General features: G+C 72.5%; 13 protein-coding genes. 9 read left to right on the top strand and 4 right to left on the bottom strand.

From position 1 onward, the window contains the following. Positions 1–43: 43 nt before the first annotated feature. The 9 genes from LG324_RS01225 to LG324_RS01185 are packed head-to-tail and all read left to right on the top strand — an operon-like array spanning position 44 to position 11,940. A complete protein-coding gene (locus tag LG324_RS01225; protein ID WP_404351060.1) occupies positions 44–2,026 on the top strand; it encodes a polysaccharide biosynthesis protein in 1,983 nt (660 codons plus the stop codon). After that, the gene (locus LG324_RS01220; RefSeq protein WP_404351057.1) at positions 2,023–3,063 is read left to right on the top strand and encodes a hypothetical protein; all 1,041 of its coding nucleotides are present in this window, start codon (positions 2,023–2,025) and stop codon (positions 3,061–3,063) included. The genes LG324_RS01225 and LG324_RS01220 overlap by 4 nt, the downstream gene beginning before the upstream one ends. After that, the gene (locus tag LG324_RS01215) at positions 3,060–4,325 is read left to right on the top strand and encodes a glycosyltransferase family 4 protein (RefSeq protein WP_404351054.1); all 1,266 of its coding nucleotides are present in this window, start codon (positions 3,060–3,062) and stop codon (positions 4,323–4,325) included. Before LG324_RS01220 ends, LG324_RS01215 begins: the two co-directional genes overlap by 4 nt. Further along, the gene (locus LG324_RS01210; RefSeq protein ID WP_404351051.1) at positions 4,315–6,066 is read left to right on the top strand and encodes a glycosyltransferase family 4 protein; all 1,752 of its coding nucleotides are present in this window, start codon (positions 4,315–4,317) and stop codon (positions 6,064–6,066) included. Before LG324_RS01215 ends, LG324_RS01210 begins: the two co-directional genes overlap by 11 nt. Next, positions 6,063–6,965 carry an ABC transporter permease gene (locus LG324_RS01205; protein WP_404351049.1) on the top strand — a complete coding sequence of 301 codons (903 nt, stop codon included), beginning with the start codon at positions 6,063–6,065 and terminating at the stop codon, positions 6,963–6,965. Before LG324_RS01210 ends, LG324_RS01205 begins: the two co-directional genes overlap by 4 nt. After that, positions 6,958–7,872 carry an ABC transporter ATP-binding protein gene (locus tag LG324_RS01200; RefSeq protein ID WP_404351046.1) on the top strand — a complete coding sequence of 305 codons (915 nt, stop codon included), beginning with the start codon at positions 6,958–6,960 and terminating at the stop codon, positions 7,870–7,872. Before LG324_RS01205 ends, LG324_RS01200 begins: the two co-directional genes overlap by 8 nt. Positions 7,873–7,897: 25 nt before the next feature. Continuing rightward, positions 7,898–9,028, top strand: a complete 1,131-nt coding sequence (gene wecB, locus LG324_RS01195) for a non-hydrolyzing UDP-N-acetylglucosamine 2-epimerase (protein ID WP_404353170.1) — start codon at positions 7,898–7,900, stop codon at positions 9,026–9,028. An 18-nt stretch (positions 9,029–9,046) separates the two neighbouring features. Then, on the top strand, positions 9,047–10,861 hold the full coding sequence (locus tag LG324_RS01190) for a hypothetical protein (RefSeq protein WP_404351044.1): 1,815 nt from the start codon (positions 9,047–9,049) through the stop codon (positions 10,859–10,861). Then, complete coding sequence (locus LG324_RS01185; protein WP_404351041.1) at positions 10,774–11,940, top strand: DUF6270 domain-containing protein; 1,167 nt, start codon at positions 10,774–10,776, stop codon at positions 11,938–11,940. Before LG324_RS01190 ends, LG324_RS01185 begins: the two co-directional genes overlap by 88 nt. 15 nt (positions 11,941–11,955) lie before the next feature. On the opposite strand, the gene LG324_RS01180 is transcribed toward LG324_RS01185, so the two are convergent. The 4 genes from LG324_RS01180 to LG324_RS01165 form a co-directional block, all read right to left on the bottom strand. Continuing rightward, positions 11,956–14,943, bottom strand: coding sequence for a hypothetical protein (locus tag LG324_RS01180; RefSeq protein WP_404351039.1), 2,988 nt, complete (start codon positions 14,941–14,943; stop codon positions 11,956–11,958). A 197-nt stretch (positions 14,944–15,140) separates the two neighbouring features. Continuing rightward, positions 15,141–19,529 (bottom strand): glycosyltransferase, encoded by a 4,389-nt coding sequence (locus LG324_RS01175; protein WP_404351036.1) that lies wholly within the window; start codon positions 19,527–19,529, stop codon positions 15,141–15,143. A 95-nt stretch (positions 19,530–19,624) separates the two neighbouring features. Continuing rightward, complete coding sequence (wecC, locus tag LG324_RS01170) at positions 19,625–20,848, bottom strand: UDP-N-acetyl-D-mannosamine dehydrogenase (protein ID WP_404351033.1); 1,224 nt, start codon at positions 20,846–20,848, stop codon at positions 19,625–19,627. A gap of 115 nt (positions 20,849–20,963) precedes the next feature. Continuing rightward, a complete protein-coding gene (locus tag LG324_RS01165; RefSeq protein WP_404351031.1) occupies positions 20,964–21,323 on the bottom strand; it encodes a hypothetical protein in 360 nt (119 codons plus the stop codon). Between the last annotated feature and the right edge of the window lie 37 nt (positions 21,324–21,360).

Genomic DNA, 21,360 nt, shown 5'->3' with positions numbered 1-21,360 from the left:
GACCGGGGCGCCGGTACCCCCGAAACTCAGTACGATGGCGCCCGTGTTCGAGGGAGCGGGCCGATCGGCCGGGACCTCGTCCGACGCCGGGGGCACGGACAACACCGACCCCGGCGGGCGGACGACGCCCTCGGTGACCCCTCACGCGCGCCGCTGGCCGGTGCTGGCGCTCGTCCTCGTCGACGTCGCCGTCCTCGTCGCGGCGATCGCCGTCCTCGCCGTCGTCCGCTACGACCTCAACGCCTCCCAGGTCAACCGCCAGGGGCTCGGCCTCGCGATGCTCCTCGCGGGCGCGGTGTACCTCGTCACCTACGGGCTCGTCGTCGCCCGGCGCTGCCACTGGGGCTCGCAGGACGAGGCCGTGGGCCTGGGCCTGGTGACGATGGTGCTCGTCGCGTGCCTGACCACCGCCTCCGTCCTCACCACCCCCGCCGTCCTCCCGGTCAGCGTCGCGCTCACCGCCCCGCCCACCGCGGCCTTCTCGTGGGTGGTCCTGCGCTACCTCGCGCTGCAGGTCCACCGCGCCCGGACCCGGCAGCGCGGCGAACGACGCCGCGCGGTGGTCGTCGGGGCCGGGGCCGGGGGCCGACGGGCCGTCTCGATGCTCCTCGACGACGGCACGAGCACCCTCACCCCCGTCGCGGTCGTCGACGACGACCCTCGCAAGCGGTCGCTGTCCATCCTCGGCGTCCGGGTGCACGGCACGGTCGGCGACCTCGAGGCAGTGTGCCGGCGCGTCGGGGCCGAGGTCGTGCTGCTCGCCGCGCCCACCGCTCCGTCGGCGCTCGTCCAGCGGGTCGTCGAGACGACGACGGAGATCGGCGTCGAGCTGCTCGTCCTGCCGTCGTTCGACGAGATGGTCTCCACCCCGACCTCGGGTGGCGGCTCCCGCGAGGGCATCCCCGCCGGCGGCTCGGTCGAGCTCGCCCGCCCGGCCTTCCGGTCGGTCCTCCTGGACGACCTGCTCGGCCGCGGGGTCATCCAGATCGACCAGGAGGGCATCGCGCAGTACCTCCGGGGCAGGACCGTCCTCGTCACCGGGGCCGGCGGCTCGATCGGCTCCCAGCTGTGCCGCGAGATCAACGCCTTCGGGCCCGCGCGCCTGGTGATGACCGACCGCGACGACAGCCTCCTGCACGGCGTCCAGCTGTCGGTCGACGGCCGCGGCCAGCTCGACTCCGACGACCTCGTCCTCGGTGACCTGCGCGACCCGGCCTTCGTCCGCAGCCTCCTGCGGCGCCACCGCCCCGACGTCGTCTTCCACGCGGCCGCCCTCAAGCACCTGACGCTCGCCGAGCGCTTCCCGGCCGAGGCGTTCCGGACCAACGTCGCCGCCACCTCGGACCTGCTCGCGGCGTGCGTCGACCACGGCGTCGACCGCTTCGTCAACATCTCCACCGACAAGGCCGCCGACCCGCAGAGCGTCCTCGGCTACAGCAAGCGGCTGACCGAGCGGCTCACCGCCACCTACGGGTCTGTGGCGCCGGAGGGCAGCCGGTACATCTCGGTCCGCTTCGGCAACGTCCTCGGGTCGCGCGGGTCGGCCCTGACCGCCTTCGCGGCGCAGCTGGCCGCCGGGCGCCCCCTGACCATCACGACCCCTGACATGACGCGGTACTTCATGACGGTGCACGAGGCGACCCAGCTCGTCCTCCAGGCCGGGGTGCACGGCCGCACCGGCGAGGGCCTGGTCCTCGACATGGGCGACCCGCACCTCATCGAGTCCGTGGCGCGACGCTTCGCCGAGCTCCAGGGCTACCCCGACCCCGCCATCGTCTACACCGGTGCCCGGCCCGGCGAGAAGACGGCCGAGCGGGTGCTCGCCGCCGACGAGCCGGACGTCCGTCCGCACCACCCCCTCGTCACGCACGTGCCGATGCCGGCCCTGCCGGCCGACGCGCTGAGCGAGATCGACCGGATCCGCGCCGAGCTCGACGGTGGCCACGGTGACGTGCTCGTCCCCGAGCTGCTGCGGACGCTGACCACCGCCGCGGCGCCCCGCGGCGTGCCCAGCGGGCGGCGATGACCCCATCCCCAACGGCCCTCGCGCTCGTCGCGGCGGCCGCCCTGGCCGTCTGCGCGCTCGCGCTCCGGGTGGCTCTGCCCGCGCTGCGGCGGCGGGGTGTGCTCGACGTGCCGGGCTCGCGCTCGCTCCACGAGCGGCCGACGGTGCGCGGTGGCGGCGTGGGCCTGCTCGTCGCCGTGCCGGTCGTCGTCCTGCTGACCCGGGTCGTCGCCCCGGACGTCCTCGACGCGGCGGGGCGGTGGCCGGTCGTCCTCCTCGCCGGGCCGTTCGTGCTCGGGCTGCTCGGGCTGTTCGACGACCTGCGCTCGGTGTCGGTCACGGTGCGGATGGCGGCGCAGGTGGCCGTCGGGCTCGTCGTCGGCGTCGCGCTCGTCCAGGCGACCGGCTCCGCCTGGGCGTGGGTGCCGGTGGTCACCGTGCTCGTCGTCGCCCTCGTCAACGCCACGAACTTCATGGACGGGGCCAACGGCCTCGTCGCCGGCCACGCGGTGGTGACGGGTGGCTGGTACGCGGTGCTCGCCGCCCACGCCGCGGTGCCGTCGGCGGCGGTGGCCTCCGCGGCGGTCGCCGGGGCCGCCCTCGGTTTCCTCCCGGTCAACCTCCCCGTCGCCAAGGCCTTCCTCGGCGACGTCGGCTCCTACCTCCTCGGTGCCTCCTGGGCGGTCCTCGCGGCGTGGCTCGCGGCGAGCGGCGCCTCCCTCGTCGCGGTCCTCGCGCCCCTCCTCGTCCTGCTCACCGACACCGGCGCCACCATGCTGCGCCGCGCGATGGCGGGCGACCGCATCACGACCGCGCACCGCCTGCACGTCTACCAGCGCCTCGTGCGCGGCGGGTGGTCGCACGCACGGGTGACGGCCACGGTCGTGGCGGCGACCGCCACCCTGTGCGCGCTCTCCCTCCCGAGCGTGCTGCACGCCCCGGCCACGGTGCGCCTGCCGGCCATCGCGGTCGGCGTCCTGCTCTGCCTCGCCTATCTCGGCACGACCGCCGTCGTCGGCGGCGGAGCCCGGTGGCGCGCCTCGCGGGAGGCCCCGTGAGGATCCTCCTGCTCTCGCAGTACTACGCCCCCGAGGTGGGGGCCCCGCAGCACCGGTGGTCCGGGCTCGCGCGGTGCCTCACGGCCGCCGGCCACGAGCTGCACGTCGTCGCCCCCGCGCCCCACTACCCGCACGGCCACCTGCTGCCGGAGCACCGGGCCTTCGCGCCGGGCCGCACGCACACGGGCGAGCACGGCGAGGTCGTGCACCGGGTCCGGTTCCGGCCCTACGACGAGCGGGTGCGGCCGCGGATGGCCGACGAGGCGGTCGTCGCGTCCGCCGCGGTGGCGACCGTGCGGCGGGGCCTCGGCGGCTGGCGCCCGGAGGTGGTCATCGCGACCGTCCCGTCCCTCCCGATGCTGTGGGCCGGGGGCCGCGCGGCCCGCCACCTCGGCGTGCCCTTCGTCGCCGAGGTGCGTGACGCGTGGCCGGACCTGCTCGTCGTCGCCGACGACTGGGACCACGCCGACGCCCACGGCCGGCCCTCCCTGCCCGCCCGCGCGGCCCGCCGGGGGATGAGCGCCCTCAGTGCGGCGACGACCCGGCTCCAGCGCCGCGCCGACGCCGTCGTCGTGACGACCGACGCCTTCGCCCAGGTCCTGCGCTCGCGCGGCGTCGAGCCGGTGCACGTCGTCCGCAACGCGGCGCACGAGCTGCCGGGGTGGCCGGACCGGCCCGCCGGGGCCGAGCACCACGACGACGTCCTGCGCGTCCTCTACGGCGGGACCGTCGGCCGCGCCCAGGGCCTCGCCACCGCCGTCCGGGCCGCCGCGCTCGCCCAGGCGCGCGGGGTCCGCCTCGAGCTGCGGGTCGTCGGCGCCGGCGCCGACCGCCGGGGGCTGGAGGCGCTGACCCGCGAGCTCGGGGCCCCGGTGGTCTGGTGCGACCCCGTCCCGCGCTCGCGGATGACCGAGCACTACGCGTGGTGCGACACCGTCCTCGTCAGCCTGCGCGGCTGGGCGGCGCTCGAGATGGCGGTGCCCTCGAAGCTCTACGAGGTCATGGGCCTGGGCGTCCACGTGACCGCCGTCGTCGCGGGGGAGGCCCGCGAGATCGTCGAGGGCCGCCACGCCGGCGCCGTGAGCACCCCGGGCGACGTCGAGCAGCTGGCTGACACGTGGGAGCGCCTGGCGGCCGACCGCACGCTGCTCGAGGTCCCGGCCCTCGGGCGCGCGTGGGTGGCCGAGAACGCCCGCCCCGACGCCCTCGCCGAGGCCTACGTGGGCGTCCTGGACTCGGTGGTGACCCGTCGTGGCGCCTGACCCCCGGCCGGCCCGGGCCACGCCGCGCCGGCTCGCCTCGCACCTGCTGATGCTCGGGCGGACGGCGGTGCAGCTCGTCGACGAGGACCCGGTCCGCTCCTCGCTGCTCGCCGTCCGCCGCCTGCCGCCGCGCGTCCGGGGACCGGTCGGCGGCCTGCTCGAGCGGGCGGGGCGTGCCTCGGGCCGGCCGGCGGCGCACGCGCTCGGCCTCGTCCTCGCCGACCACCCGGACGCGGCGCGCGACCTGCTCGCGGACGACCGCCCGGGGCGGCTCGGGGCGGAGGTCGCCGTCGAGCTCGGCCTGCCCGTCCCGCTGACGGCGCCGGCGTCGGTCCGAGCGCGCGAGGCCTGGCAGCGCGGCGACCTGACCGAGGCCGTCGCGACCCTGCGGACCGGGGGTCGCCGCGAGCGACGGCAGGCCGCCCGCCTGGAGTCCGAGCGCCGGACCCACCTGCCGGAGCACCGGGTGGCCGCCCCCGCTGGAGGGCCGTCCCTCCCGCCCGGGGAGGGCCCGCGCTCGCTGCACCTGCTGACCAACTCGCTGCCGTGGACGCAGTCGGGCTACGCCCTGCGCTCGCACGCCGTGCTCCGCGCGCAGGCGGCGCTCGGCATCACCGCCGGTGCGACGACCCGGGTGGGCTACCCCGTGACGGTCGGCCTGCCCTGGGCCGCCGACCGCGACGTCGTCGACGGCGTCGCCTACACGCGGATGCTGCCGCCCCGGCTGGCGCCCACCGCCGAGCAGCGCCTCGAGCAGGGCGCCCGGATCCTGGCCGACCACGCGCGGCGCGAGCGCGCGACCGTGCTGCACACGACGACGCACTTCCCGAACGCGCTCGTCACCGAGGCCGCGGCCCGGGCCACCGGCCTGCCGTGGGTCTACGAGATGCGGGGGCAGCTGGAGCGCACCTGGGTCGCCGGACGCCCGGAGGGCCTGCGCGAGCACGCGGCCGCCAGTGAGCGGTACTGCCTCTGGCGCGACCGCGAGCTCGAGATGGCCTGCGCGGCCGACCACGTCGTCGTCCTGTCGGAGGTGCTGCGCGACGAGGTGGTCGCGCGCGGCCTGCCGCCCGAGCGGGTCACCGTCGTCCCCAACGCGGTCGACGCCGCGCTCCTCGACGACGCGGCCGGACCCACCGAGCCGGCCGCCGCCCGCCGCGACCTCGGCCTGCCCGACGACGGCTTCTGGGTCGGGACGGTCTCCTCGCTCGTCGGCTACGAGGGCCTCGACGTGCTGCTGCACGCCGTCGCGCTGCTGCGGGCCGAGGGGGTCGACGCGCGGTGCGCCGTCGTGGGGGACGGGGTCTCGCGGCCCTCCCTCGTGCGCCTGGTCGACGAGCTGCGGCTCGGGGCCGCCGTCGTCATGCCCGGGCGGGTCCCCCCGGCGCAGGCCGTGCGCTGGCACCGGGCGCTCGACGTGTTCGTCGTGCCCCGCCGCGACGTCGAGGTCGCGCGCACCGTGACCCCCCTCAAGCCCGTCGAGGCGATGGCGCTGGGCCGCCCGGTGGTCGCCAGCGACCTGCCCGCGCTCGCCGAGGTGGTCGGCGCCCCGGGGGCCGGGCTGCTCGTGCGACCGGAGGACCCCCGGGCGCTCGCCGATACACTGCGGGACCTGCAGGCCGACCCCGCGCTCCGGCGCCGGCTGGCCGACCGCGGGCGAGACTTCGCCGCCACCCGGACGTGGCGGACGATGGCCCTGCGGTACCGGACCGTCTACGAGAACCTGGGGAGCGAGCGGTGAGACGACACCGTGGGACGACCCTCTCCCCACCGCCGGACGAGCCCGGCGCGGTGGTCGTCGAGCGCGTCGACGTCTCGCGCCTGCAACCGGTGGGCCGGCGCCCTCCGTTGGGGAGCTACGTCGCCCAGCTGTGGCAGCGCCGCTACTTCATCTGGGCCGACTCGCGGGCGCGCGCCCTGTCCGAGAACCGCAACACCATCCTCGGGCGGTTCTGGCTGGTCGGGAAGCCGCTGCTCGACGGGCTGACCTTCTTCGTCGTCTTCGGCCTGCTGCTCAAGGCCTCGCGCGGGGTCGAGAACTACATCGGCTTCCTGCTCATCGGCGTCTTCATGTTCTCCTCCAGCTCTGCTGCCCTGACCGGCGGTGCGGCCGTCATGTCCTCCGGACGCAACCTCATCCGGGCCTTCGCCTTCCCCCGCGCTGCGGTCCCCCTCGCCTTCGCGGTGCGCGAGACACTGTCGATGGTCCCGCGGCTGCTCACGATGTTCGCGCTGATCATGCTCATCCCGCCGCACGCGCTGCCGACGCGTGCCTGGCTGCTGTTCCCGGTCGTGCTGCTGCTCCAGCTCATGCTCAACACGGGCCTGGTCCTCTACGCCGCGCGGTTCACCTTCGCCGTCCCGGACCTGCGCCTCGTCCTGGGCTTCTTCACGCGGCTGTGGATGTACGGCTCGGGCGTCATGTACTCGATCGAGCGGTTCGTCAGCCACCCGACCGTCATGCAGGTCCTCGAGCTCAACCCGGCGTACTGCGTCCTCGAAATCAGCCGCGACCTCCTGCTCTACGACACGATGCCAGCGGCGAGCCTCTGGCTGACCCTCGTCGCCTGGGCGGTCGCCACCCCCGTCCTGGGCTTCCTGTACTTCTGGCAGGGCGAGGAGGAGTACGGCCGTGAGTGACCGAGCTCCCGCCCCGACCGCTCCCGAGGCGCCGATCGGAGAGCCCACCGTCTCCGTGCGCCGGCTCTCCGTCCACTACAAGGTGGCCAGCGCCGAGGCGGAGACGTCCCGGCCGGGGCGGCTGCGCCGGGTCGCCCGGAAGGTGGGCCTGAGCCGCAGCGTCACGGTGCGTGCCGTCGACGACGTGTCGTTCGTGGCCCGTGCGGGTGAGGCGGTCGGGGTCGTGGGGCACAACGGCTCGGGCAAGAGCACGCTGCTGCGCGTCATCGCCGGGCTGGAGACCCCGACGTCCGGGGAGGTGCTGGCCAGCTCACCGCCGACGCTGCTCGGGGTCAACGCCGCGCTCCTGCCCGAGCTCTCGGGGCTGCAGAACGTCCGCATCGGGCTGCTCGCCATCGGGATGACGCCTGCGGGAGTGCGCGAGGCCACCCCCGACGTGCTCGAGCTGGCTGGGCTGGGCAGCGCGATCCACCGCCCGATGAAGACCTACTCCTCGGGAATGGGCTCCCGGCTGCGCTTCGCCATCGCGGCGGCGGCCCGCCCCGAGATCCTCCTCATCGACGAGGCACTCGCGACCGGGGACGTCGCCTCGAAGGAGCGCAGCGAGGCCCGGATGACGGAGATCCGCCGGCACGCGGGTACGGTCTTCCTCGTCTCGCACGCGGCCCAGACCATCGAGGAGATGTGTACGCGGGCCCTGTGGATCCACGAGGGCGAGCTCGTCCTCGACGGACCCGCGGTCGAGACGGCCCGCGCCTACCGCTGGTGGGCGTGGAACATCGCCAAGGGGGAACACGAGGTGGCGGCGTCGGTCCTCGAGAAGTCGCGGGCCCACTTCCGCGCCACCATCGTCCACCCCGAGGACCGAGAGACCGGCCGGCACGTCGCCCGGCACTCACCGACCTGAGGAGCATCCGCCCGTGCACCGCGTCATGACCGTCTACGGCACCCGGCCCGAGGCCATCAAGGTGGCCCCGGTCATCCGGGCCGTCGAGGCCCACCCGGACCTCGAGTCGGTCACGGTGGTCACCGGGCAGCACCGCGAGATGCTCGACCAGGTCAACGAGATCTTCGGCATCGAGCCCGACCACGACCTCGACGTCTTCGCCCACGGGCAGACCCTCAACGGCCTCATGGCCAAGGTGTTCGCCGGCCTCGACGACGTGCTCGTCTCGGAGGCGCCGGACGCCGTGCTCGTCCAGGGCGACACGACGACGGTCGCCGCCGCCTCGATCGCCGCCTTCTACCGGCGCATCCCGGTCGTCCACCTCGAGGCCGGCCTGCGCAGCGGGGACATCGACTCGCCCTTCCCCGAGGAGGCGAACCGGCGGATCACCACGCAGACGACGGCCCTGCACCTGGCCCCGACCCCCACCTCGCGCGACAACCTCCTGCGCGAGGCGACCGACCCCGCCACCATCGCCGTCACCGGCAACACGGTCATCGACGCCCTGCTCCTCACGGTGGCCCAGGACGTGCCCTTCTCGGACGAGCGGCTCGCGCTGCTCGAGAAGGAGGAGCGGCCGGTCGTGCTCGTCACCACCCACCGTCGCGAGAACTGGGGCGGCGCGATGGAGGGCGTGGGTCGCGCCCTCGGGCGCCTCGCCGACGCCTACCCGGGGCACACCATCGTCCTGCCCGCCCACCGCAACCCCGTGGTCCGCGAGGCCGTCCTGCCGCACGTCGCGGGTCGCGACAACGTGCTCGTCACCGAGCCGCTGGCCTACGGCGAGTTCACGCGCCTCATGGCCGCCTCGACCGTCGTGCTCACCGACTCCGGTGGCGTGCAGGAGGAGGCGCCCTCGCTCGGCAAGCCGGTCCTCGTCATGCGCGAGAACACCGAGCGACCCGAGGCCGTCGACGCCGGGACCGTCCGTCTCATCGGCACCGACGAGGAGCGCATCGTCGCCGAGGTCTCGCGCCTCGTCGACGACCCTGCCGCGTACGCCGAGATGGCCAACGCGGTCAATCCCTACGGCGACGGCCGCGCCGCCGAGCGGTCGGTGGCCGCGATCGCCCAGCTCCTCGGGGTGGGCGAGCGCCTGCCGGACTTCGGGGGCTGAGCGCAGTTGGACGACGTGATGAGGACCGGACCCGTCGTCGTCCTCGCCGACCCCTCGCGCGTGGCGGCCGCGGAAGTCGCCGGTCTTAACCCCCTCTCGGACCGACTGCACGTGCACTGGGGGTCCTCGGACAACCCGCAGGTCGGCCAGGACGGCGTCCTTCTGGGGCTGGACGGCGCCGTGGTGATCAACGGCCGGCTGGTGGCGTCGGCCACCGAGCTCCAAGCCCTGCGTGGCGACCTGTCACCGGAAGCCCTCGTGGACCGATGGGGAGCCGGTGCGACCCAGTCCGGGTGCGCGTACGTGTGGGACCCGCGTTCGCGCCGGATGACCGTGCTCCCGGACCCGCTCGGGGGTGCCACCGTGTTCGTCCACGAGTCGGCGGACCTGACGGTGCTTGGCACCGACTACGGCGCGCTCGTCGACGTGCTGGCCGCACTGGGCGCCGCGCCGACCGCCGACCCGATGTACCAGGTCGAGCGGTCGGTCTTCGGCGCCGGAGGGCTCTGGCACACCAGTCACATCGGAGGACGTCGGGTGCCCTCGTTCCACCACCTCGTGGTCACGAGCGACGAAGTCCGAGAGCTCACGTACGCGAGCCGTCCGGACCCCAACTCGCCCGAGGGCTACCTCAACAACCTCGTGGCGGTCCGCGAGGATCTTCTGCGCGGTGTCGAGGCCGTGGCCGCGGCCTCGGCGCAGCACCGCATCGCCCACCTCACCGGTGGGTTCGACTCGCGCCTCGTGCTCGGCGGCATCCTCGCGTGCGGCCTGGCCGATCGGTTCGACTTCTTCTGCAGCGGCTCACCCGAGTCGACCGATCGCGAGATCGCGGACGGGCTCGCCCGGACCTTCGGGTTGCGCCGCATCCACACCTCCGGGCTCGCTCCCGACCGGGTCGCGAACCCGGCCGAGCAGCAGCTGCGCCTACTCCGCTACACCGCCGGGTTGTCAACCGTCGGACCGACCGGGAGCGAGCGGCTCGTCGACGTCATCGCTGCCGGCGGGGGGTACGGCGAGCTGCTCCGCTCCTTCTACGGTGACGCGATCAGCGGACAGGGCATGGAGCCGTGGGCTGCCGGAGCCGCCCTCGTCGAAGGCATCCTCGGCGGACAGGCCGAGGACCCGTTGCTCACGCCGTCCGCCCGTGAGGCCCTCGGACAGCGTCTGAGTGAGACCCTCAGCGCCATCGAGGCAACCGGCGTCCCCCGGGATGCCGTCGGCGACACGTACTACTCGGAGGTCCGCAACCGGTACCACATGGGGGCGACGAGCTTGGCGTGGAGCCGGGTCGGTGTGCGGGTCAACCCGCTCTACTCCGTCCACGCGCTCAACGCCTCCCGCGCGGTGTCGGCGCTGGCCCGACGGGCCAACGTGCCCGGGTACGACCTGCTCGAGTCATTGCCCGGCGAGCTGTCGCGCTACCCCTTCGACCACGATCGGTCGAGCCCCGAGTACCGACGGCAGAGGCGCGCCCGCGCGCCGCTGGCCTTCGCGAACGGAAGCCTGCGCTGGGGTGTCGAGCCGCCGCTGACCGCGGACGCACCTCCACCGATCGCGGTGCCAGAGGAGCAACGACGCGTACGGCTCGACCGGGCCTCCGCCCTGGGCGTGCACCAGTGGCAGTCCGTGCACCTCGAGGAGACTCAGGAGGCGCTGGCCGGCGCGGTGGAGATGCTCGACGCGTCCACGCTGACAGACCTCGTGCGGGTCGACTACCTCAAGGAGCTCGCGACCACGGCGCAGTGGACCCGCCCTCGGGTGCGACACGTCTACGGGGCGACGAGCATGCTGCTGTGGCTCGCGGAGCAGGAGTCCGGGAGGACGCGGTGACCGAACCGCTCCGGATCTTCATCGCCGGGAGCTGCGTCTCCCGCGACACCTTCGAGTACCTGGTCCCGGAGTCGTTCACCTTGCTCGAGTACGTCGCTCGGCAGAGCCTCGCCAGCGCCTTCGGCCCCCCGGCGGACCCGCCGCTGGACCTCTCGCTCCTCACGTCGCCGTTCCAGCGCCGGATGCTCGACTGGGACGCCGCGTCGCGGTTGCCGGACCTGGTGCGGGAGTCGGCCGGCGACGTCGACGTCCTCCTGTGGGACATCGTCGACGAGAGGCTGGGTCTCGTCGAGCCGCCTGAGGGTGGGGTGCTCACGTCGAGCGTCGAGCTGCGCGACGCCGAGTCCCGGGGCTTGACCCCGTCGCCTCTCGACGGACCGGCCTTCGGCACACCGCGGCACCGGACGTTGTTCGCGCGGGCGCTCGAGAGGTGGCGACGGCTGCTCGACGACCTCGACCTGCGCGAGCGCACGGTCCTCCTGGCTCCTCGCTGGGCCGAGGTGAGCACGGCGGGTGAGCCGGTGCCCACGAGCTTCGGCCTGGCCGCGTCGTACGCGAACGAGCTCACCGACGAGTACGTGGGGCTGATCAGGGACGTCGTCGGTGTGCGCACGGCAGGGCGCGACGTCCTTCCGGTCGCCGATGCGGACCACCGATGGGGACCGGCTGCCTTCCACTACGACCCTGCGACCTACCGAGCGCTGGCCCTCGACATCGTGACCTCGCTGGAGGCGATGGAGCTGCTCGACGACGGATTGACCGACCCCCGGGCGCTGGTCCGGGACCCGCAGCCGGGGGCGTACCGCGGACGGGCAGCGGTTGCTCCCCGACCGATGCGCGTCAGCCTCACGCGATCGGCAGACGACGAGCTGCTGGTCGAGATCTTCGGCAGTGAGCGACAACCCTGCTCGTTCGGGCTCTTCCGGGGTCCGGACCGCGTCGCAATGACGCCCTACATCCGTGCGACGGCTCACCGGTTCCCGGTGAGCGGTCCCGGGACCTACCGGGCGCGGGTCTTCGTGAGGTCTGCGGACGGTCGTCGTGTTCCCGTGTCATCGCGAGGTCTCACGGTGGCCTGAGGGCGGCCGATCGCGTCACCGCACGAGGAACTCGCGGAGCTCGGTTCCCATCGGGACGACGAACCGACCGGGGCGGGCCGCGATCTGGAAGGCGGTGACGCCCTCCTTGACCGGGACGTCGACGCGCATCGAGGCAAGGTCGACCACGTAGACGCGACCGGCGGCCGTCAGGTACAGGAGGTTGTCGGCGAAGTCGAGCGAGGCGTTGCGGAACGTCGGCGTCGGCTGCGGCCCGACCTTCTGCAGCTCGACACGCCGCAGGACCTGCCCGTTGGCCGGATCCAGCTCGAAGAGCGTGGGACCGCTGGCGGCCCACAACGAGCCGGACGGCGTGACGAGCATCGCCCCGTAGGCCTCCACACCTGTCTGCGGCGCGACGCTCCAGAGGACCTTGCCGGTCGTGGCGTCGAGGGCGAAGATGCGGGCGCTCGTCTGGGTGGGGGTAGCCCCGAGTCCTCCCCAGCGTGACGTACCGCCGAAGACGACCGACCCCGAGGCGGCCAACGAGACGACGCTCTGGTCGGACACCGGCTCGTCGATCACGCGCGGTGCGGACTTGTTGTCGTCGATGATGCCCAGCGAACCGCCGAGACGGCCGTACTTCGGCAGAGTGCCGAAGAAGGTACGCTCGCCCGAGGTCGCCCACGCGAGAGGACGGTCCTGCAGGGAGGTCTCACCGAGGTTGGCGATGAGGCGCGGGTTCGTCCCGTCGCTCCACGGCTGGCTGAGGTCGTACCGGAAGATCTTGGAGTTCGTGTATGTCCCGACGTACTCGTATGCACCGTTCGTGATCGACCCCTCGACCTCACCGATGGTGTCCGCGGCGGACGACGACGGGGCGTACGAACCCAGCACGGAGAGGTCTGTCCCCACGGACGTCAGACTGGGCGCACCGAAGCCGCCCGCGAAGTAGCCCGTAGCATTCTTGGCCAACGTCTTGATCTGGAGGGCCGTGGGCGAGAAATCCACGGGGAAGGTCTTCTCCGCCAGCGAAGCGACCTCGACGGCGCCCACCCCGCTCCCCGGGGTCCAGTTCACGAGCCAGGTCCCGGTGACTCCGTCGAGCGTCCCGGTCACCAGCAGCTTGTCCCGGCCGGCGGGGACGGCGGTGGGGCCGACGACGGTCGTGGCACCGGTCGCACCGCCGACGCGAGCCAGCTGGCGGTACTTGACGTAGTAGAAGTCGCCGTCTGCATCGGCTTCGGACGGCCGTTGCACGGAGTAGTTGGCAGCAACGTCCCAGGTTCGTTCCACGGTGTCGTAGAGGCGGCGCTCACCGGCGACGCTGGTACCCAGGGCTGCCACGCCGGGCGGGGTCTTGACCGCGAGGAAGCGGCCTCGCGCGTCGAGCTCCGTGATGTTCCCGCTGGTCACGGGTGACGGAAGGGTGATGGTGGACCGGATGCTGCGGTCCTGCCGGGAGACCTCGACGATCTCCGGGTCGGTCGAGCCCACGCCGACGAACAGCGACGACCCGATGATCGCCAGGCTCCGGGCGTACTCCTGCGCCGGCGCCACGGTCGTCGGCGAGGTGAAGCGAGCCGTTGCTGGGTTGTAGGACCACAGCTGGGCCTCAGGGTAGGAAACCCCCCACACCTGTCCGTCGGGTGCGGTCTCGAGATCCCACACGGTGGTGGCGGTCGTCGTCGCGCGCCCGAGGTCGACGACGGAGGTCGCCCCGGGGGTCCAGCGCCACACGTGGCCGTCGTTGCCCCCGAGATAGACGTTGCCGTCCTTGCCCTGGGTCAGCGCCCAGCCGACGAGCATCTCCCCGAGCACCAGTCGGCGCTCGACGGAGCCGGTCTGGATGTCGACGACCTGGAGCTCGGCGGGCGAGCCGGAGACGATGCCGAGCATCTTGGGCCGACCACCGACGACCATCGCCATGGTCGCCGCCGCATTCGCGGACTGCTTGACGGGCTCGACGGAGGCGCCGGCGGTGTAGGAGTGGACACCGGTGTCGCTCGAGGACCGAAGGTCGATCGCGTCCCACAGGGAGGTTCCCGTGGAGCCGGTGCTGCTGCCGATCTCGACCGTCGCCCAGATCGCATTGGTGGGCGAGACGAGGCTGCGCTTGACAAGGTTCCAGCGACCGTTGCTCTTGCGCAGGGTCTCGATGGACGATGACACCTCCTGCATCGAGGCGTCATAGAAGCGGATGCCGCCCGTGAACGTGCCCGACTCGGGCTTCAGCCAGATCCTCAGGTCCTGGCTCACTCCGGGGAAGATCCGCTTCGGAGCGGTGCGGAGCGTGACGGCGTCGGTGGTCGAGGTGTCCTCGGTTTTCAGGGCGTAACGCCCGAGGACGGTGTCGCCGGTCACCTGGGCGACGGCACCCGGGGGTGCACTGATCGTCCAGTCGGGGGCGGGGGACGGAGTGGGAGTCGTCCGGTCGACCTTCTCGAACCCGCTGTTGGCCAGGTCGGAGACCAGGACCTCGACGGCGTCCCACCAGACGACCCCCCGACCGGTCTTCGTCGAGGAGATCTCGGCGGTGACCGCCACGGCGCTGACGGGTGCCTTGGCACGAGCGACGACGCGAGACCACACCATGGTGGCGTCCGGCGTGGGGACCTCGATCCGGGAGAGGATCTTGTTGTCGGCATCGACGAACCGCATCGCGAGCCGTTGCCCACCGGACTTCGAGAACGTGTACGCCTGCAGCGTGTACTCCGAACCCGGGGTGACCCTCTGGAGCTTGCGCAGCACCGTCACCGGGTCGACGGTCGATGAGTCGGAGACGTAGAGGGACCGGATGCCGGAGGCGGCCACGGTGCTCGAGGTGTTGACCTGGTTCGGACCGCTCGTGGAGACGCTCCAGCCGACGGGAGTCAGCCGAGGGTCCTCGAAGTCTCCGTACGCGGAACCGGTCTCGACCTTGGTGAGCGCACTGGCTGGGGCGGCCACCACGCCCACCCCGAGGAGGCACAGCGCCACGACGAGCATCGAGGAGAGGACGGTCCGGGCACGGTGGGGTGCCGGCAGGGCGGTGGCTCCGCTCACGGATGAGCGCATGGTGGTCCTCCAGGTAGCAGCGTCAGCGGCGCGCCCTGCCCGCGCGTCCCCTCGAGGCTAGACGTCGGCACGGCCCGGGGGCGCCGCGGTCGGCGGCACCGGGGCCGTTCGGGCGACTCCGCCCTCAGGCGGACGGGCCACGGAGTCACGACCGGGAGGTGGGCGGACCGAACGGCTCGACGGGCTCACGCAGTGGGCGGTGGAGCGATGACGCGACGGAGCGCTTCCATCACCGTGTCGACGGCGAAGCGCTGCCTGACGACGTCTCGCCCCGACTCCGCGTCCGTATGGCTCGTTTGAATCCGATCGACGAGCGCCTCGACAGTCGGGCTGAGCCACTCCCGGGGATAGATGAGGTCTGCTCCGTCCCACGCGAGCACGGCAGGAAGCGACCCGGACGCGGCTCCGTCGGGGATCGTGAGGTGGAAGGACTCGAAGTCGCTGACGGACAGCACGACGCCGACGTGGCGGTACCACTCCGCCATGTCGTCACCCTGACCGTCGAACAGCACCGTCCCCGGCGCGGACGCGTTGAGGGCGTCGATGCGTGCGAACTGTCGGTCGAACCACGCCTTCTCCTGGGGTCGCGCACTCATCCACGGAAAGTCGTCGGGCAGCTTCCCCTTGATGCGCAGACGGTGCTCGCTCCCCGCCGCACGGAGCCGTTCCAGGACGTCGAGGGCGAGGTCGAGCCGCTTGCGCTGCGGAACGACCCCGACGATGCCGAGGGTGTGCTCGGCCCCCGGGTGCTTGGGCCGGGCCAAGGCTTCGGTGTCGACGTAGTTGGGGACGACGACGGAGCGCCCTGCGGGCACTCCGTGTCCGAGGATCGCGGCCTGGCGGATCAGCTCGCCGACGAACACGTACGCGTCGACGTTCTCGTGGGCCGACCGGGCGAGGTAAGGCCGGTCGAGCTCCTGCAGGTGGACGCGGACGACGAGCCGCTGGTGGGCACCGACGTGCTGCGAGTACCACTCCAGGTTGCCCAGCGCCCACTCGCAGAAGACGACGTCGGCCTCCGCGAGGAGATCGCGGGAACGCTGCACGTCGTGCTCGGTGTGGGAGGCCCACTCGTCCACGCTGACGACGGCGCCCGCGCTCGCGAGATCGTCGAGCAGGCGCCGGGCGAACTTCAGGTCGTGACCGGCGACGAGCACGCGGAGGCCGTCGAGACTCTCCGAACCGGTGCTGGTCTGGTCCGGGTTGCGCCTCAGAGGGGTGGTCGGTGTCGAGGGCTGGGCGGGGACCCGGAGGAGCAGTCCTCGGACCTTGTGCTGCTGCAGCGCCGCGTCGAGGTCCCCGGTCGTGCGGAGGAGGTCGACCCGGACGAGTCCGGACCTGCCGTCCACCTGACGCGTCGGCACAGCGATGGGATCACCGGCCTGGAGCTCGTCATCGCTTCGTAGGTCGATGCGGTCCCACGGCCCGTAGCCGTCGGCCTGGAGGTGGTCCTCGGCCCACGTGCGACCCACGGCCGAGTCGACGTAGCCCACCCAGTCCGAGTCCACCGTGTCAGGGAGGCCGGTCCGCGTCGTCACCACGAGAGGGATGGAGTCGCCGAGGATGCCTGTCGCGGAGGACACGAGCTCATGTGACGACTCGTCCGAGTCACGGAGGCGGACCACCTGGGCGGGAGGCCAGGACTGGGTCGCCAGGGCTCGTAGCACCGTGTCGTCGGTCGAACCCACCACCGCCGTCCAGGTCGGCCGGTGCGGCCCGCGGACCGCAAGGCCGGCGGTGCGGGCCACGAGGGTCAGGGCGGCATCGACGGTGTGCGACCGCATGACCGCGCGCATCTGCAACCACGCCTCGGCGAGCCGCGCCTGCGAGTCCCCGGCCCAGAGGCGCAGCAGGGCACGCCAGGCGACGGCGTCCCCCGAGGTGGGGATGGCGGAGCCGAAGGTCTCGACGACGCCGCGACCGGGGCCCGACAGGACGACGCCTCCGCACGCCGCCACCTCGACCACGCGCCGCGAGAACATCGACGGCGAGGTGGTGACCGAGTTGACGTTGAGGTTGGCCAGGTGCGCCTTGTAGGAGTCGATGACCTCGGAGTAAGGCAGCGCCCCACGCACGTAGGGACGCAGTGCCGGGGGGAAGTGGTAGGGCGAGTCCGGGATGTCGGCCTGACGGTCGTACACCGAGAGCCCGTACGGCACCGCGGTCTCGAGGAGCCCGCGCAGCTCGGTCGACCGCTGGGGATAGCGATCCCCGTAGTAGGTCCCGGCGTACGCCACGGTGTGCTCGTACGGTCGCGCGCCCGGCAACGGGTTGTGGATGCGGGGTTGGGCGTAGAACGGCAGGGCCGAGACGGTCCGGACCCGGCCGACCCCGGCGGCGAGGTACGCGGGCAGCTTCCCGGCATCCGTCGTGAAGACGTGATCGCACCGAGAGGCCGTCCCGACGAAACGGGCGTAGTGGACCGGGTCCTCCTTGTTCCAGAACACCGACGGGATGCCCAGCTCGCGGCACCGGTCCAGCAGGCCGAGGACGTCGGCGTGCTCGTCCTCGTCGTACTGACCCACTCCACGGTGCCAGCCACCGCCATTGCCCTTCCAGGCGGACTCGACGAACATGAGGTCGAGTCCGTCCAGCTGGTCACGCCAGCCGTGACGGTCGAGTGGGACGACGTCCAGAGAAGCGGACAACGTCTCGGTGGTGAACTCGTCCGCGATCAGGCCGACCCTCAGCGAGGCCAAGCGACGACCGCCCGAGCTCAGCTCCTTTGAGCGCGCGGTCGCCCGGCGGTGCGCCACACCGATGGTGTCCGCGATGCGCACCCAGCTGCGCTCGTCGAGGCACCAGAGCCTCCCCGCCCGACCGAGGTCGGCGCGTGCGTCGGCGTCGGTGAGGAGCTCGCGCAGCACGTCGGCCAGTGCGACGGCGTCGCCGGCCGGGACCAGTCGCGCGCGTTCCTCGTGAGCACCGGCGAGATCGCGATGGGGCGCGACGTCGGAGAGGACGACCGCCTTGGCGGCGGCCATCGCCTCGAGCGGCTTGAGCGGAGAGACCATCTCGGTGACGGGCAGCGATCGTCGCGGGCACGGCATGACGTCGAAGAGGCTCAGCAACCGGGGGATCTCGTCGCTGGGCACGCGCCCGAGCAGGCTGACGTGATCGCGGAGCCCCAGGCTGTCGGCCTGGGCGGCGAGCGACTCCGCCGCCGGGCCGTCACCGGCGATGACGACCTGGAAGTCCAAACCGTCCCGTCGCAGGACGTCGGCTGCCTCGAGCAGGACGTCGAGTCCCTCGTATGACACGAGGCTGCCCGCGAAGCCGATGACCGGGACATCCGTGCGCACCCCCCGCTTCGTGGCGTACTGCCCATCCCGTGGGAGCGGGAGGAGCTCGTGCGGGTCCACCGCGTTGGGGGTGACGGTGATGAGCTCCGGGTCGACGCCCCGGCGCACCAGCTCGTCCCGCGTCTGCTCGGTGATGACCAGGACGGCGTCCGCCTCGGCGGCGACGAGGGTCTCGAGCCGGACCTGCAGGGCGAAGCGCTCCGAGTCATCCCAGCCGGGTTTCTCGGACGCCTCGGTGACCTCCCAGAGACCGCGGACCTCGTAGACGAAGGGGACGCCGACCCGTCGCGCGGCGATGAGGGCGGCGAGGCCGACGACATGGTTGGACGCTGCGTGGATGAGCGCCGGCCGCTGCAGGCGCGCCTCTCGGACGAAGGCATCCGCGCACTCGAGGACGTAGTGGTCGAGCGGGGTGTGGGTGAGTCGGGAGCCAGGGTGGTGCACGTACGGCACACCACCGACGTCGACCACGGTGCGCTGCGTCGACGTGCTCCGGCGGTCGGTCTTGGTGTCCCAGGGGTATCCGGACCGCGCGGCCACGACGACGTCGACGCCGGCGTCGCGGAGCCCGCTCACCAAACCGCGGGTTCGGACCGAGTACCCGTTGCTGTTGAACGCGGGCGTGGAGTGCGCACAGTAGAGCACTCGTCCGGGCTCGGGCAGGTAGGCGGCCCCGGGAGCGCGGCCGGGTACGGGCAGGCCCTCGGCCATGACCCGGTGCGCCCCGAGGATCCGCTGCGCCAGGTCGGCTGGGTGGCCCGCGAGCCCGGCGCTCACGTCCGGGTGGGCCCGGAGCAGGTCGGCCGCCGTGGTGATGTCACCCTGCTCGTACCAGGACCGGCTGAGGACGTGGCCGAGCCGCTCCGGGTCGTGGTGTGCGCGGAAGCGCTCCAGCAGCTCCTCGAGGGAGTGGTCGCGCAGACGCTTGGTGGGCGTCGCCGCCGACGCGGTCGGTGCCGGCGGCAGGGCGAGCGGGGTGTCGGTGCGCGTGCCCGCCCGGTTCATCGCCCTGACCAACGCCAGGGGCGTACCGAGTCCGCGACCGAGACGGTAGGCCCGGGAGCCGCGCAGACGCTTCAGGTCGTCCTTCAACCGGGCGGTCTCGGCCCGGTAGGCGTCCAGCGACGAGCTCGCAGAACCGAGCCGCCTCGTGAGCGCGGCGTTCTCGGCCTCCAGCTTCTTGGCCCGGGCCTCGGCCGTGCGGGCGGCCCTTGCCGTGCGCCGCAGCCTGCCGACCTCGGCCGACAGGTCGCGGAACCGTGCCGCCAGCACCTCCGGCTCATCCAGCAAGGACGCGATAATCGCGTCGTCGATGGAACGCGGGTCGCGGGTCTCGTCCTCGTGCACTGGTCTGTCCGGGTCGACCGTCAGCGCCAGACGCCGCGCGTGTCGATGACGGCGAGGCCGGCGAGGCGGGAGCGGTCCACGGTCTTGAACTGCCGGTGGTCGACGAGGAGGACCGTGACGTCGGCGCGCTCCATGGCCGCCTCCAGGCCGCAGAGCTGGACGTTGCCCAGGCGGCCCAGCTCCGCCGGGAGCTGCTCGATGTTCGGCTCGACGGCCAGGATGGTGGCCGCACCGTGACGCTCGGCGAGCTGTCGGGTGATGCCGAGGGCCGGTGACTCCCGTAGGTCGTCGATGTCGGGCTTGAAGGCCAGGCCGAGCGCCGCGATGACGGGTGCGTCCTGACCGGCGACCGCCTGCTCGACCTGCGCCAGGACGAACTCCGGCTTGTCGTCGTTGACCTCGCGGGCGGTGCGGATCAGGCGGGCCTGCTCGGGGGCCGCGTCGACGATGAACCAGGGGTCCACGGCGATGCAGTGGCCACCGACACCCGGCCCTGGCTGGAGGATGTTGACGCGGGGGTGCTTGTTCGCGAGCTGGATGAGCTCGAAGACGTCGATCCCCAGGCGGTCGGAGATGACGGAGAGCTCGTTCGCGAAGGCGATGTTGACGTCCCGGAACGAGTTCTCGGTGAGCTTCGCCATCTCGGCCGTGGTCGCGTCTGTCAGGTGGAGCTCGGCCGTGCAGAAGACGGCGTAGAGATCGCGCGCACGGGTGGCCGCCTCGGGAGTCAGGCCGCCGATGATCCGGTCGTTGGTGACGAGCTCGATCATCACCCGGCCCGGCAGGACGCGTTCGGGGCAGTGGGCGAAGTGGACGACGGGGCGGCCGCCCTCGCCGTGCAGCGACAGGTCCGGGCGGGTGTCCATGACACGGTGGGCCATGTGCTCCGTCGTGCCAGGCGGGGACGTCGACTCGAGGATGAGGAGCTCGCCACCGCGCAGGGTGGGGATGATCGCGTCGACCGCGGCGTCGATGTAGGAGAGGTCGGCCGAGTAGCCGTCCTTGAAGGGCGTGGGGACGGCGACGATGTAGATGTCGGCCTCGGGGGTGTCCTTGCGGGCACTCAGCCGACCTTGGCTGACCGCGCCCGCGACGTGCGTCGCGAGGTCGGGTTCGACGAAGGGCACCTCTCCGCGGTTGACCGCGTCGACGTGTCGGTCGCTGATGTCGACCCCGACGACCGTCATCCCGTTCGTGGCCAGGATGGCTGCGGTGGGAAGGCCGATGTAACCAAGTCCGATCACGGCGACGGTGGAGTCTCGAACCACAAGTAATGCCTTTTCTTCAGGGTGAACCGGTTAGGTTCTGAATAGAGGAGGTCCGGTGAGTTCAGCCCTGCCTTCGGACTGATCCGGAGATTCAAAAAGGTGTGGAGTCGGACTCAGGAGACCACGCTGTGGGCGACCATCGATAGGTCACGATGAACTCCCTCATCTCCTCGCCCAGCACGCCGGTCGCTGACACCTGGATCGACTCGGGGACGAGGTCAACGCGACGGCTAGCCTCACCCCACGGGTGGACGTAGATCTCGGCGGTGTGCCAAGACTCCTTCGTCTCGAAGAGGACAGAGTAGTTACCGATCTCCTGGCCGTCTTCAGACTCCAGGTAGGCGTAGTTGCACTCCAGGAGTCGGGACCAGTTCGCGCCCGTGAGTCGTTCTTCTGCCTTGAGACACAGCAGTGCTGAACGGGACGGCACGTCCGCGGGCAATCCGCTCACGGTGCAATGCAGTTCCCGCACGGGGAACGGGAAATGG

Origin of the sequence: Phycicoccus jejuensis (genome assembly GCF_044797865.1) — a bacterium.
Classification (GTDB): Bacteria; Actinomycetota; Actinomycetes; order Actinomycetales; family Dermatophilaceae; genus Phycicoccus; species Phycicoccus jejuensis.
The sequence above is the reverse complement of the archived record's forward strand: the minus strand, read 5'-3'. Positions and strand labels throughout refer to the sequence as shown.

Bases quoted from the DNA above. Each gene is read 5' to 3' on its own strand.
- LG324_RS01220 (WP_404351057.1), top strand. From the start codon at position 2,023: ATGACCCCATCCCCAACGGCCCTCGCGCTCGTCGCGGCGGCCGCCCTG.
- wecB (WP_404353170.1), top strand. From the start codon at position 7,898: ATGACCGTCTACGGCACCCGGCCCGAGGCCATCAAGGTGGCCCCGGTC.
- LG324_RS01190 (WP_404351044.1), top strand. From the start codon at position 9,047: ATGAGGACCGGACCCGTCGTCGTCCTCGCCGACCCCTCGCGCGTGGCG.